Here is a 15094-nt window from a genome sequence, read left to right on the forward strand (position 1 = left end):
GCCAACCTTGCACTCGAAGAGACGGCTGGCATTTTACGGCGGCCTACTTCAACATCCCGGCTCTCAATAGCGGACCGAGTCTTGTTCCGATAAGCACTCGACGTCTCTTATCGTAATCCGTGAATATTGCGATCAAGCGAACGACATAGTGGCCCGCGGCGTTGGGTAAAAGAGAGAATCTATACATTCCGCAGCCACTCATTCCCGCTGGCATAACACCCTTTCGCGTTCCGCTCTCCCCATGCATATACTTGGCCTGATTCTTTTGATCGTATTTGAGAACAAGGTGGCTATCCGGCGGATGGCTACTTAACATTGTATCTGACTCGAGTGCAATGATCGTTCTGAAGCCAATTCTAAAGGGGCCACGTCTACTGCGCCTTTTGACTGCAGATGCTGGGAATCCGCCAACAACGTAGAATGAACCGCCTGGGAACGCATAATCTTCATCTCGATCGCCAACGTCAAAAGGTATGATACTGCAATTCTGAAGTTGCATCGCATCAATCTCATACCTTCCTATATCGAGATCCGCATTGGAAGTTGGAAAGATGTATTGCCCACCAAACGATGCGACGTCCTGAGACCCACCTACTTCATTCTGTGCAAGATAAACGTTGTCAGGTCCGCCACAGTCTTCGACAACGTGATGAGCAGTAACAACGAATGTGCGTCCATTATACCTCACAGCCACACCACTACCCACAAAGTCCGTTGATACCCTCTTTGAGTCTACATCATTCTCAACAATGCGGTGCAACCCCATTGTACAGGCGAACAACACAGGGGAATGCTGTTTCGTCATATCGATCACATGCCGTGCTATCGTTAACATTCGTTGATTCCGCTTGGGCATTTAATAATCCGCATTGTATGATCAATACGAAGTACAAACCAATACCATCTACTTTCATGGTCTCGCATCTTGAGTCGGGGCATGCCCCAATCTACCGCACATTCGGATATCCCGTAACTGGCACAACGATCAGCCCATCTATAGCCTGTCCGAACGATCGGTACTGCGAGTTCTCAAACGAATGAGCAGCAAGGGCACACAGTGCAGCATCAACATGGTCTATCGATGGCAGTGCACTGTGATCATAACCAAGTCGGCTGAGTAGGTCCCTACGTGTTCTTGCTTTGGGTCTTGCCTTCACTACTCGCCCCTCTAAAGCACAGACCACTGCATTCGGGAAAGTTTCTATCATGATTCTTCGAGCAGTTGTAGCACACTCGAAGAGCTCATATCTGCGATCTTTCAATTCAGAATACAACAATTGACCGCGCCTTACCCATTCATAGAACGGCCTACCCTTCGCAACAAACTCCTGTGGCGTTTTGAAGCTGTGAATCTTAGCATCACCAATCTCAAGCTCGCGCTCACACTGTCTTGACTTTCCGTGGAATGCCCATTTACAAGGCGCATCGACCGCTACAATGGCGGCATTTACATCGTCGCACCATTGTGCCACTTCTGATGCCGAATGGAATGGTCTACGCGTTGTAAACTCGTTACCCTGCAAGAGTACTACGTGGTAGCCCTTGTTGACACCTACATCGATTCCAGCGACTGGTCGTTCAATGGCCGTCACATCGTACTCCACTCAAGTTGTTTGCTCCCCCCACACCCTTTTCAACACTCCTTCAATCTTCTTCTCCATTCGCTCGATCAATTCTTTGTTTGCATTGACAAGGGACTGCTCTGCCTCAATCTCAGAGACGATTGACTGTTGTATCTCGATTGGAGCCACTGATATCGTTCGTTCATACACGGTTGTCTGGGATATCGAGGGTTGGCCCCCGACTTTGGCAAACTGGTTTAGGTTTAGCTGACATAAAAGTTGAGCGAGATATCTCAAGTTGATTTCGCGCTTGAGTTCTGAGATGTACAGCGCGTTGTCTGAGACCCACGACTTGCTCGGTGTAACGTGTACTACTCCGCAGTATGCGCCAACTCTACCTATTGCTACATTGGGATTTTCAAGAAAGTACTCGTGATGTGTACCATTCATGCCATTCCCACCGTATACGGGATACTCACCAGGTATCATTTCTACTTGAGTTAGCCCTCGTCCACTCGAAAGTCTCACAATATCCCCCAGCCCCACCATCTCCCATTCCGGCTTCACATCGATCCTCGGCTCGTAGTTCTCTACAACGGCCCGTGCACCGTCGATGACTTTTTGGTAGGATTCGATTTCGGCGACGAGTTGGTGTTGGATGTCAAGTGGGGGGAGGGGGATTTCGATATCTGCAAACGATGACCAGCCAATGCGCGGTAACTGAGCGCCCTTCAGCTGCCCCATTACCTTGTCATTGAACCTGGGAGTGCGAAGTACATATGAATAGAGTAACGGACTGGCCACACTCTCATCGACTTCAACGACTAGAATATCGGTCGAACAGATACCATCACTATCAGACAGCCACACTTTGTTCAAGTTTGGCCTAAGTTTACCATACAGGATGTTGCCGGCCTTGAACACGTTCTTCAGGCTCTTTATCTCCAAAGGATTGTTTGTGATGGTACTTCCAACAATCTTTCCAGTACCCTGAGAAATGTGTTCAAGTCCAATGTAGTTAACCGGACCTGTAAGTGTAGCGGGGTTAACAGTATCAACCCCTTTTTGAAACACATCTCCAGCCTTCACAAAAGGCCACGAGGATAAAGTGGCAACTCCCTCCCGGTATCGTTCGCCACTGAGGTTGTAGTCGCCGTTGGCGGAGATCTTTTCCTTTGTGACAATCTGTGCGGTGGAGGGGGCACTGGTGAGGTGGTCTTGTGTGACGTCTTCTATTGACTGACGGAAGGCGGTGAAGGCTTGAAGGGTTGCGGGGAGATCGTTCTTGTCGATGGGTTTGCGTTGTGCGCCGAGGCCGTAGCCGTCGTTCTCTACTTTGAAGAAGGCGATGGAATCGGATTTTTTGGCGAGGGCTTTATCGAGGACAAGGATGGAGGTCTTGACGCCGGAATAGGGATTGAAGACACCGGCTGGGAGGGAGACAACGGCAATGAGGTAGTCGTCTACGAGCATCTTGCGGAGCTGTTTGTAGGCGGTCTGACTCTGGAAGATGATGCCCTCGGGGACGATGATCCCGGCCCGACCTTTGTTTGAGAGGTGTTCGGCGATGTAGTCTACAAACAAGACTTCGCTGCGTTTGGATTGGACGGAGAAACGGTTGTGCGGAATGATGCCACCCTTTGGCGACATGAACGGTGGATTGGCCAAGATCACATCGGACTGCTCGTTCCATCTGTCGAGACTTGTAAGGGTATCGTACTCGTAGATATGGGGCTCTACAAATCCGTGCAGATACATGTTCACCAAGGACAACCGCACCATATCAGGCGAGATGTCATAGCCGATGAAGTTCTTCACCATACGCCCCTTATCATCTGGCGTAAGGGTGCTGTTCCCTTTCTTATCGACGTTGTTCTTCTGGATGTGCTTGTAGGCAGAGATGAGGAACCCGGCTGTCCCGCATGCGGGGTCGAGGATCACGTCGCCTTTTTGTGGGTTAACAAGCTCGACCAAGAAATCGATGATGTGACGTGGCGTGCGGAACTGACCGGCATCGCCTTGTGAACCGAGAATGGAGAGTAGGTACTCAAAGGCATCACCGAGTCGTTCACTATGGTCGTAGCGAAACTCATTGATCACCTTGAGAAATGCTCGCAGTGTTTCAGGGTCACGATACGGAAGGTAGGCGTTCTTGAAGATGTCGCGGAAGAGCGCAGGTATCCCGGGGTTCTCCGGAATCTTGTCGATGGCTTCGGAATAGAGCGCAAGCGTGCCGTGTCCCCCAAGTCCGACACTCAGGAGATTCCCCCATCCGTATTTGCTGTAGTCTCCGGCAAAGAACTTACGCTTACCACCAAGGCTCTCAGCCTCGGCATCCATGTCGTCCATGAACTTGTAGATCAGCGCAACTGTGATCTGTTCAACCTGACTCTTTGGATCGGGGACTTTGCCAACAAGAATGTTGCGAGCAGTATCTATCCGATGTTTTGTTTCCGAATCGAGCATGATTCCTTAGGGGGCGAAGTTGCTAATAGGCACGTAGTCCCGCACATATTGCGGAATAATGGTCCGGTACTTCTCGGGAACGGCCTTGTAATCGCTGGTCTTGAAAACGGGGTTCGTTGCAAGATCCGCGAACTCCTTCTTCTGAATGATGTCACGGACAACATCACTTGTCACGTAAGCCTTGAAGTAGGTCTTGAGTGCAGGGATGGCATCTGTATCATCCGGTTTGTAATCCACGAGGAATTTGGCAAACTCCTCCTCCAGCAACTCATCACGCATCTTGAAATCCGTGATCAGACCAAAACTCTTCTCGATGATCTCACGTACCGTAAGCCGACGGTCCACATCGGCAGCAAGGCGCAAACGTTCCAACGTATAACGTGGATTCTCTCCATCGAGAAACTTCTTGTTAACGTAGTCGATGATCAAGTCCCACTGTTCACTACGCAGGGCATCCACGATCGTCTGGTCTGCACGGATTTCCGACTCAAACGTTCCAAAGAGTTCGCGGTCGATGCGCATGCCTTCATAACCGATCTTCCGCTCATTGAGCGACATAAGAATGTCGCTACCTAAGTGTTTGTATCTATCAGTGCTGGAAGGGGGCTCATCAGGCGTGTCATACTTCTTCCCCCCAGGCTTGGGAAGTTCGAGCACCTCACCATAGGAGAAGTCCTCTTCGAAGTATTCGCAGTTGGCAAAGAAGTCGAACAGTTTGAACGTGGTCTTGGTAACCGTGCCCACGCTCTTCTTCAGCCCTGCATCAAACAGCAATTCCGTGAAGTCGTGTTTGCGAGTGCCTCGCCCCTTTATCTGAATGAAATCCGTGGGAGAGAAGATGGGGCGGAACAGTCCGAGGTTGAGGATATCAGAACAGTCATAGCCCGTTGTCATCATCCCAACCGTTACGCAGACACGTGCCTTGCTGGTCTTGTATGATTGCAGGAAGTTCTCAGAGCCAAGAAGCGTGTTGTATTTGAAGTTGAGCGTGTATTGTTGGGCATCGGCTATTTGCGACGTGACCTGTACGGCGAAGTCGCTGTTGTACTTGCCCGGGAACATGATATCTGCCATCTGGTTCAGGATCTGCGTCAACTTCGTTGCATGGAGCTGACTCACCGCAAAGATGATAGACTTCCCTATCTCCTTGCTGATCGGATCCACAAGAGCGTTCTCAAGGAAGGTCTTGCAGAACAACTGATTGGTTGACTCCGAGAAGAACCTCTTCTCAAACTCGCGTTGCTTGAAGGACTCTTGTTCGTTCTCTCCCGTGTCATCGGCTACGTTAACAACAAACCCCTCTGTAGAGAGCAGGGCTGTAGTGATCTCGGAGCGCACATCTACAACGGTTGGACTGATGAGGTATCCGTCCTTGACGCCTTCGAGCATGGAGTAGCGGAACGTAGGTTGTCCGCTCTCACACCCGAACGTACGATACGTATCCAACAAGAGACGTCGTTCAGATTCGCGCGGATCCTGCGTTGTGTCATCGTCAGGGTTGAACTTCTTTAGGTAGTCGCGTGGTGTTGCTGTAAGACCAAGTTTATTCCCCACGAAGTAATCGAACACTGCGCGTGCATTTCCGCCAATGGAACGGTGAGCTTCATCGGAGATCACAAGGTCGAAGTCCGTTGGGGAGAACAGCTTTTGGTACTTGTTATCGAACAATAGCGACTGAACCGTTGTGACCACGATCTCGGCATTCTGCCAATCAGCACGGTTCTCCTTGTAAACAACCGTTCGGTAGTCATTGCGGAGAACGGCACTGATGTCCGTCTTTGCTTGGTTTTCCAGTTCCAGTCTGTCAACCAGAAACAGCACACGGTGAGCATTCCCTGTCCGCAGAAACAGCTTGATGATCGACGCCGAGGTAAGGGTCTTCCCCGTTCCCGTAGCCATTTCGAACAGGAACCTATCACGTCCGTCCTGCACTGCCGTTTGTATCGCCTGCACCGCTTTCAACTGGTACGGTCGGAGGAACCTGAGTTTGTTCGCTGCCACAAACCCATCACGTTCGTCCGCGTTCTTCCATGCAGCCTCCGACGCATATGTGGGGCGTTGCGTCAGCACCACGTAGTCAGCCTCCACCGGTTCCGCCACCAAACGCTCAGGATTGGGCTGTGTAGCCCCCTTCCCCATGACCGATTTTGGTGTGGGGAACGATGTGATCAGTTCCGGATTGCCATGTTCCAGATCCCAGAAATAGTGCACGTCACCGTTGGACAGGATCACAAACCGACACTTCTGCGACAGCGCATACGCCCGTGCCTGTTCCTTCCCTACAAGGGGGCTCAGGTCTTCCTTTTTGGCTTCCAGCACCACCAGTGGGAAGTTCCGTTCATCAAGCAGGAGGAAGTCGACGTACCCACGTGCCGCACGCTCAAAGTTCTCCCCCATTTCATCCAGATCCGTGCGGCTGATCGTCACCCCCGGTTCCAAACGGATATTCGCCGGACGGTCCCCTTCCGCGAAGAACCGCCATCCGGCCTCTTCGAGGAGCTTATTGATCTTTATGCGGGCTGTGGCTTCTGACATGGCGGGCTATCAAATGTCGAATGACGAAGATACGAGGAGAAGACTTGAGTACATTGTGAACGGACGTCCCTATGCTACCCCACAGATTCTAAGGTCGTAGATTCGTAGTCATACTGGATTCACATTGCGCCTTAACTGGCTCCAGCAGTTAATGTCTTACCGACTCTTCTAAACCGAGTTAAGAAATGGAACTTGTCGACCTTGTAAAATGGATCGTTTCACTCGTGCTGATACCAATCGGCGTTGTTCTCGCCTTCCTAAAGATCTTTTTTAACAAATGGCTGGACAATCGCTTTCGATCAGTTGGTGAAGCCAATAGACAAGATCATGAAAAAGAGCTCGTCCGTCTTCGACTTCTCATTGATAGCGAACTCAGCCGCTCACGCTTTGTTGGGGTGAAACAGTTTGAAGTCGTCAGTGAGTTATGGGTGAGTATAATGGAAGCCTTCTGGTCCGCTCAGATTGTACTCAACCCAATTCAGCAGTCACTCGACCTAAGGTATGTATCAGACGAAGATCGCGCGGAGTATCTCACTGATATCGAAGCGCCTGGCCGACTTGTTAGAAAGCTTGACGAAGCAGCTGATAGTAAAGACTTCGACACTATGAACAGGATTCTATCGCAATACCTGCATTCTAAGAAGCTATCTGACGCACTCAACTTAAGTATAGCGGCATTTCGGCAACTGGATAAAGTTGGTATTGTGCTGCCGCTAGAACTACACGATTCTTATCGGACATTTCTGAAATTGATTCAGGACGCACTCTTTGAGAAAAAAGATGCCGACGAGCTTAGTCTCGTTGGTCCCGACCACAATCGGGATCGTACTGCATATCGGACCCAAGCAATGCCAATGCGCGACGATTTGCTTGTTAGAACACGGGCATTTCTTGTTGAGGCACGCCCAGATTAGCCTATCGATTGTGCCTTGATCCAGCAGTGCATCATATGTCGAGCCAATCTACGGGTTCTTCTTCCTCCAACGCGAGGGGCTCAGGCTCCGCCATGAACGAGACTTCTTCTTGCTTCAATAGTTCAAGCCCAGTACTCTTAACGTATTCTACTAAACGATCATCATATGGCAGCTTGCCGCGTCGGTTTATCTCATGAATCAGGATCCAGTATTGATCAAGTCTATACTGATAGCTTGAATCCAGAGATGCGACGAAAGATTCTACAAGGTCCTCATGTTCACGAATCGCCAATATAGTAGCCATTGACATGCAATCGACTGATGCAACAACTTCATCAGCTATTTCAATGGGCACAGGATTTTGCGTTAACTTATGGAGATATATGCTCCAGGCAACGGCATCGGAACGACGATAGTGGACGTGCCGATTCATCAATTGCGACAACAATTTCGAATCTAGTGAAACCGGAGTGTCCGCAACAACATAGCAGAGTATTGGCAAGACCACTGGGTGATGCACGGCAAGGTTCAATAGGTATGGAAATTCCACCTGTCTTGATCACTACTATCTGTGTTGTTGAGGTCACTTGAGATCGTATTCCAACGCCTTTGCAATTGCAGTCTTGCATTGGGTTGGGTGGGTCAGAATGACATTAGGTGTGGTGGTCAGTTAAAAGCGGAATGAAGTGGTCAACGCGAGCGGAATCTCTACTATTGTAAGCTGGCCAGGGGTAGTAAAGACACTTCAACTGAACCATTTCAAAGCCGGATCAATCTTTCCGCGATTGAGAGCAATATACTCCCAAGCCTTTTCATGGTTTGGGAATGGCATCCTTCTTGTGTACATCGCATTTGCCAGTTTCTGATATGCTATAGAGGGTTCATATCCACGAACCTCAAACAGCACTGACAATGCGGTGGCGGTGTGGGTTAGAAACTCATCTTCTACAGTATCGAGTTTATACAGGCCAAAGAAGTACACCAAGTGAGCAAAGTTGGCATCCCACAAGCACTGCTCACTAAACAAGGCGGACCACTTCGCTGCAATCGCGAATAGGTCTCTTCCTTGAGGTTGTGATCGTACTTGGGAAACATAATCAAGGTGCTCGCACAGCTGATTCTTTGTTTCAAATTCATTGCTATAATATGCACAAGCCATAAGTGCGTTTGCCGCAAAGCGAACGATATAAAAGACATGCTCCATAGTAGCCGTATCTGCGTCGTGCACGAGCCTGTTACGAATAATGCTCATGTCGACAGTCCGTTGCTTTCGCTTTCCACTCGCCGTGTCATACGTTACCAGACTGCCAGAGCTATAGTCCTGATAGACTTGCTCTCCTAAAAGGAGTTCTGCTCGGCTCATAATCTTCTTGTGCACACCATAATTAAGGAGCACTTCAAGAGTAACCCAACAGCCAAAGAACTGAAACGTAGGAGTTGGCTGATTGATACCAGTGTATAGTGCTGATGCAGCTCTACGAACGGTTCTATGTAACTGATTGCCTGGATTCGTAAATAACAGTACATCTGTAAGCCAAGAGTATGGTTCGCGTTTAAGGAGATCCAGAAGTTCAGCTCTTTTGAATTTGTAGTCTGGTAGTGCGATAGGCAATGCCGTCACATGCTCATTTCGGAGAGTCACGCCGTTAGCATGAAGATGGACCATGGTATTCATACTTGACTCGTATACTTCGGTTGCCAGAGAAGGATTTGACGTGAAGTTCGAATAGGCTAACAACGGCAATGATATCCCTGCAAGAACTTCTTTCGCTCGTTGCAACACAACATCAAAATGATGATTCTGCTCTTCGTAATGTTCAAGCGCAGGTCGTCGAATAATTAAATAGTGCTGAGTGTCCGACAACGCGAGTTGAAGGTTAGAATTCGTATTCGGATTCAACTGGCGCGCTTGCCACCCAGAAAGTATCGTTGCATCACTAAAGAGAAACTGACCAATATTCCCGTCATCCGCGTCTTCGCACTGGAGGCCGTAGATTGGAAAGCAGAAATATTGATGCTGATATTTAAGGCTTGACATTGAACTCCTTTGCGCGACTATCGCGTGGTGATTCCGTCTGCTTTGACCATCACAATCTGCTTTGCCGTGGCTACTTGAGATCGGAGTCCACCGCCTTGGCAACAGCAATCTTGCATTGGGTTTAGCAAGGAGGCATGCCATTATATGCGATGGTCATCTACGTGCCAATCAATGTGGTCAGCACAAGCGGACTCTCCACCTTGACATCGAATCTGCGGCTTGCCCTGCCAAAGGCTCGTCCTCCATCCGCTTAATGTACGACACACATTACGGCGCGACTCATTGATCTTCCAATATTGACGGAATAGACTCCGGGAGCCAAGTTTGAAACATCAATATGTACTACTTGGTGTCTTTGATTTGAGATAGCAAACGTTGCCACTACCGATCCGTCGACGTTGACTATTGTAAGAACGTCGCCATTGGCGTCGTTCGAAACGCCCCCTCTGATTACGACTGTCGCGTATTCTCGTGCCGGTTGCGGGATGATCTCTATGGTTTGATCAGAGATAGAGCTGCCCGTCAGTCCGTCAAGAGTTCTCATTCGTCGCAAATCGAGGATAGGAGATGCCTCTCCTTGTTTCGACATTGTTTGCTGAGGTTGCACTGGGTGCAGTTCGAGGTCCTTGACGATCCTCGCATCTTTCTTGTTCGTTGTTAGAACAAGACGATACCGCATCGCTGGTTCTGAATAGGTATCCCACGTGAAAGACGATGTTGGTTTTGACTTCTGCCCAAGGACTACCCCTTGAACATTAAACACGGGAAGGGGTAGTCTGCTGTTATCGCTCTCTCGCTCAATCACGATCTGGGCATCTGTGGCAGAAGTTCCAGAAGCGATAGAAGAGATTCTCAGTTCCGAAGACTCGGGTAGATAGAGCCATTCTGAAACAAGTCGTATCGAACCCTCATCTACTTTGAGTCCACCGGATCTTGCTTCTGGCCGGAGTCGTAACAAGTCGTCGTTGATACTTATGTCGGAGACGAGTGCTTCTAATTCATCCGAACGGTAGCCAACAAACACTCGCGTAGCAATCTCGGAACCCAATCTCTTTTCGAATGCAAGGTCGCGCTTAAAGAATCCTTCTGCTGACAACCCAATGCTTGGTGCGTACGCATGCCCTGCGTCGGTGAACGGCAATTGTTCATATATACGGCGGTTCTTCGTCAGCCCCTGCATGTGGGTTACAGAGTGCCTCGTACTCGCGTGAGGATGACGACCTTTTTCTCCGATCAACTTCACATAGGATCGCTCATTCAATTGCTCAAGTGAATCAGGATCCTGCGGCAGGTATTGTGGCCCTGCGATGCCAGCAAGATCCCAGCCAAATGCGACGTGCCAAACGTTCTTTGTGGTCGGTGAACCGTCTACGTCCTGCTGGAAGGTAAGTACCATTGAAGTGTCGTCATTATCCCACGATTCCGCCAATGGAACACCATAGACCACCGTTTTCTGCTCACCAAGTGATAGTTCAGGAGCCGAAAGATCATTCGTATCCACAATGTAGCCTATCCCGTTTGACCACAACATCGCTGTATCGAGAGTCGTACATGGGGCATACTCCATCAGATCCACGACTCGCCTTCCAATTCGCGAGCGGTCCCATGTCGGTGGATTGACGGGTTCAGGTATACGGACAGCATTCACCCAAGCAATACGATCTGCTTTGTGGTTAAGAATACCAACACTATCGAGGAATGCTCCAGTTCCGTTAAATCCGGCCTGGTCATAGTCGCTTAGTGAGCGATACAAAGTTGGTTTTCCATTGTAATCAGTTGAACCACCTTGCGATAGGATGGCGCATCGAGGCACTCCATTAACAAAGTCAAGCGTGGATAGACCGGATGTGTTCCTGAACCCACCAGACAATCGCAGCCTTCGCGACAACTGATTCGTCGCAACATCGTAATTGAGGTGAGTATAGTAGATATGAGAGCCGAAATCACAACCATAGGTCGGCGACCCCTCCTGCCAAGCCATAGAACAGTCCGTCTCGCCAATCTCGAGTCTCGAATACGTGTTAAGTGTGGGGTACAAGGCCTGCCCGTTCTGCATCTGTGTGAATCTCACATTTTGCAAAACAGGAGAGATAAAGGTGCGATCCATCGGTCTCTTGAAACCGTAAACGATTCCACGGATGTTGTCGCTCCAGCAATAGTAGTTTCCATCTATTGCAGCGGATACCATTGGTGTCCCCCAATAGCGCAATCTATCGTCGTTCATTGCACACTGTGGTCTTCGAGACCTTACCTCATCAATTACTCGAGAGCCATACTGCATTGTAGCGAACGCCGATTGTTGAGCTGACGACCCAATTGTATCAGCAGGAAGCACTGCCTCGCAAATTGCGATGTCGTTTAAGTTAGAAGGTGTAGTGTCCTGCGAGCACGCATAGACTACATATGCGAGTGACTTGTGAGATATGGGATCATATCGCACAACTACCGATGGGAACGCACATGACGGGGTATCGACAAGATTGTGCGCACCGTAGAAATGAGTGCTCACGAGGATTTCGGGCTCCCATTCAACACCACCGCCATCGGCGAACGACGAATCGCTGCCACCAGAAATCTTGAGTGGCTCGCTGCGACGATAGTACACACCCAATGGGTTACCCGTACCCATTGGCTGATTCGGGTTCAATCTGCGATGATAGACCATATGGTAACGCAAGTCAGAACCATGTTTCATACGAACGAACGGAGTGCCTGAACACTCAGTATTCGAGGTGTCCGGCGTGGCGAGGCTCGGCACAGAACGATACCCGACAGTGTCACCTGCGCTCACCGGAAACACAACAATCTTCCTCTGCGTATTGTGATCGAGCCATCCTCGTGCTGTGCCCCTCTCATCTCCTGGGATTACGTCGACACGAAGCATCCTGCCCTGTCCAGGAAGAAAATCGAGGGTAATCTCTCTGTCCTGCCCTACTACAGTATCAAGACCACCACCTAACTCACGCAGTCGTAAGAGTCGATACCTTCCATCGGCGGCTGTATAGGAAAACGGTATGGTAATCCGGCGAGCGCCACGCTGAGCATATTTAGTGGTTGGGTATTGACTGACACTATCGTGCCAATCCTTATAGGTTGTGAAGTTCCATTCTGCCGAATCCGACTTGTTGAAGATTGCATCATGCGCTTGCATTCGTGGGTCGGTGCGTCGATTGAGGACGCCAATAACCCACGACGAGTCCATTGTCGTGTCACTCTTAAGCGAATGCAAAGTGACATCAACAAAGAGTGAGTCGTATGACTCATAATCATAGTGGCCCGGTGCATCGCTCTGAGGTGCATAATCTCGCAATCTTCTTGGATGGCGAGCCTTCATGCGAGCTCTACTCGTATCAATTCGCTCAAGTACGCAGCCGATTGAAGATGGGTGCTCGACAATAAACTTTGTAAACCCTTTTCCCCACCATCCTCGCAACTGCATAGCTGCAAGTGGATGAGCAGCTGTCGTGTCATCTCTACCACCAAGCTTGTACTGCATCTCGTTGATCGTCTCACAAACCTCGTTCGTAGTTAGGCGAGCAGATTGAACTCCAGAGTAAAGTCGATATACACCCGCGACAGGACCGCCATTCAAACTATCAAGAAAGGTCGTAAACCCATCTTTAAAATAGGCGTCGATGTGAGAAGTATCATTCTGATAAAAGTAGTCATCACCGAGCACGCTTCCGTACAGAATTGAATCAATTGGTAGCGAAGTCAAATCAAAGGTTGTGTCCAATGGATCACGAGAATGATATAGACCAGTTTCGAATTCCGTCACACGGGGAACGCCAACACCCTCCGAATGTTCACTAGGATTCTGTGGCAAAGTGAAGCCACTTCCAAATCCTGACTCCCCTTTGTAGATCATGATACCATGACAGCCAAGCATTATTGGCATCCACATAGCAAGTCGCAGTTCTGTAGCAGATTTCGCCCTGGCATTACGATATACTACCTTTGGGCTGGTTCCACCTGTAGCCGTCATAAAACTGTTTAACCATACATTTGCCATCCAAGGCTTATTGCCAAACAGCAATGTGGCTTCGTTGGCATAGAAGTTCTTTACGATATATTCGTAGTAGGCAAGTATACCGCCAGGGTAGCCAGAAAGATATCTACCCGTTGAATCCGGAACATCCGGAAACGGTAGCGGAGGAATACCGTTAGAGTGCTCGCGACTCTTTAAAAACGAATCCGGGTTATGAGAGAGACTGCCGTTAACCCTCAGATCCTCAAAGCCGAAACGTAAATTGGCATAACTTTCTTGCGTTGACGCATCTGTGGTTTCACTTACCCGATTGTAACCATGCTTGTACGCATAGGAAGCAATCTGATTATGACACTGCATGCCTTCCCCTTGCCATTGCGTCTCTTGTTCCATAACATGGCGTTGTTTGGCCGACCACCTAGAAGACACTTCAGTGATTAGTCTTCCGTCAAGTTTCCTATTCATATATCTAAAGGCAAGCCACTGCATAGGCATGGCTTCGTCTCGTCCATAGAATTTCCAAATCTTTGCCCTTTTACCGTAATCTGTTACTGGAGACTGATACCCTGATATTGTATCACCAGTATTGAGAATGTGGACATTGGTAACGTACTCATTAACACTGTCCTGAATGGCCTTGTCGTACTTACCCCAAAGAAATCTATCCGCATGCGGGGTCGCGATTCTGATGTTAAACAAATCGATTCCATTTCCACTACCGCTCTTGGGATAATAGATCAGTCGCACTCCAATTCTCGAGATTCTTGATGAATCATGTTCATGTATGGAGTTAGATACATTACCGTAGCCGCCAAAAGCGTAGGCAAAGCGCGGATTGTTATGATCTGCGGTTTTCCAGTCCATTGTGTCTCCGCCGATTGTCTTTGTATAGTCACATTGAAATCCGGCTGAAACAGTAATGATGCTACTAGTGGATTCAAAGTGCTTGCGCAACATCCACCGCAGAACTGCAAACTTTTTTGTTCCAGATGCATTGACAGTGAAGTCGCCATTGGTTACTGGAAGTACCGTCATCATTCCAACATTTGAACCGAATGCATCTTTGACTTTTACAACTCCTGAGTCCTTAATTGGCAAACAAGCAAAAGTTATGAGCCCTGCGCTATCGTTGTTTTTACGATATGGCAACTCGATAACGAATAATGTGTCGTCTTCGGCACCACCATAATCGGGACCTGATGCTCTGAAAGAGACAGACACCAGCATCATCCTCGTGTTCTCTTGACGATAAAGATGATCGCTTTTGTGTCTCCACATTCTAAGTTGGTCATCGGGAGCAACACTATCAAGTGCAACAAAGGCAACTGTGTCCGTTAGCGATGTATGGAGCCTGAAATATTTTTGTGTCGTTCCATGGTAACTACCCTTTGAGGTCCGATATCGAAAACCGAACACTCCTCCGCTCGTATCCTGAGTACTCAACATAAAATCATTCGAGGTGGAATCATACAGTAGCCACGGTTCGAATCTCATTGCATTTGACTCGCTAGGATTCGACCCCGGAGTAGCAGAAGAATCCCAGTCAGATATTCCGCGGACTGCCGGTATAAGCAACATATTCGGAACATAC

Annotated in this window: 8 protein-coding genes; 1 reads left to right on the top strand and 7 read right to left on the bottom strand. The window is 49.0% G+C overall.

Annotated elements, in window-relative coordinates:
• Positions 1-43: 43 nt before the first annotated feature.
• The 4 genes from IPI29_04125 to IPI29_04140 form a co-directional block, all read right to left on the bottom strand.
• Positions 44-805, bottom strand: coding sequence for a hypothetical protein (locus tag IPI29_04125; GenBank protein MBK7411724.1), 762 nt, complete (start codon positions 803-805; stop codon positions 44-46).
• A 142-nt stretch (positions 806-947) separates the two neighbouring features.
• On the bottom strand, positions 948-1592 hold the full coding sequence (locus tag IPI29_04130; protein MBK7411725.1) for a DUF429 domain-containing protein: 645 nt from the start codon (positions 1590-1592) through the stop codon (positions 948-950).
• A gap of 12 nt (positions 1593-1604) precedes the next feature.
• Positions 1605-4028 carry an N-6 DNA methylase gene (locus IPI29_04135; protein MBK7411726.1) on the bottom strand — a complete coding sequence of 808 codons (2424 nt, stop codon included), beginning with the start codon at positions 4026-4028 and terminating at the stop codon, positions 1605-1607.
• A 6-nt stretch (positions 4029-4034) separates the two neighbouring features.
• Positions 4035-6563 carry a DEAD/DEAH box helicase family protein gene (locus tag IPI29_04140; GenBank protein ID MBK7411727.1) on the bottom strand — a complete coding sequence of 843 codons (2529 nt, stop codon included), beginning with the start codon at positions 6561-6563 and terminating at the stop codon, positions 4035-4037.
• A gap of 185 nt (positions 6564-6748) precedes the next feature.
• Between IPI29_04140 and IPI29_04145 the strand changes: the two genes are divergently transcribed.
• Positions 6749-7477, top strand: coding sequence for a hypothetical protein (locus IPI29_04145; protein MBK7411728.1), 729 nt, complete (start codon positions 6749-6751; stop codon positions 7475-7477).
• 31 nt (positions 7478-7508) lie between these two features.
• Here the strand turns inward: IPI29_04145 and IPI29_04150 are convergent, their stop codons facing one another.
• From IPI29_04150 to IPI29_04160, 3 genes are all read right to left on the bottom strand, one after another.
• A complete protein-coding gene (locus tag IPI29_04150) occupies positions 7509-7832 on the bottom strand; it encodes a hypothetical protein (GenBank protein MBK7411729.1) in 324 nt (107 codons plus the stop codon).
• A gap of 390 nt (positions 7833-8222) precedes the next feature.
• On the bottom strand, positions 8223-9515 hold the full coding sequence (locus IPI29_04155) for a hypothetical protein (GenBank protein ID MBK7411730.1): 1293 nt from the start codon (positions 9513-9515) through the stop codon (positions 8223-8225).
• A 250-nt stretch (positions 9516-9765) separates the two neighbouring features.
• The gene (locus IPI29_04160; GenBank protein MBK7411731.1) at positions 9766-14724 is read right to left on the bottom strand and encodes a hypothetical protein; all 4959 of its coding nucleotides are present in this window, start codon (positions 14722-14724) and stop codon (positions 9766-9768) included.
• Positions 14725-15094 lie beyond the last annotated feature (370 nt).

The sequence above is a fragment of the Ignavibacteria bacterium genome (genome assembly GCA_016707005.1).
Taxonomy (GTDB): Bacteria; Bacteroidota; Ignavibacteria; order Kapaibacteriales; family Kapaibacteriaceae; genus UBA10438.

Coding starts and splice junctions, on each gene's coding strand:
- IPI29_04125 (MBK7411724.1), bottom strand. CDS start 805: ATGACGAAACAGCATTCCCCTGTGTTGTTCGCCTGTACAATGGGGTTG.
- IPI29_04135 (MBK7411726.1), bottom strand. CDS start 4,028: ATGCTCGATTCGGAAACAAAACATCGGATAGATACTGCTCGCAACATT.
- IPI29_04140 (MBK7411727.1), bottom strand. CDS start 6,563: ATGTCAGAAGCCACAGCCCGCATAAAGATCAATAAGCTCCTCGAAGAG.
- IPI29_04145 (MBK7411728.1), top strand. CDS start 6,749: ATGGAACTTGTCGACCTTGTAAAATGGATCGTTTCACTCGTGCTGATA.
- IPI29_04155 (MBK7411730.1), bottom strand. CDS start 9,515: ATGTCAAGCCTTAAATATCAGCATCAATATTTCTGCTTTCCAATCTAC.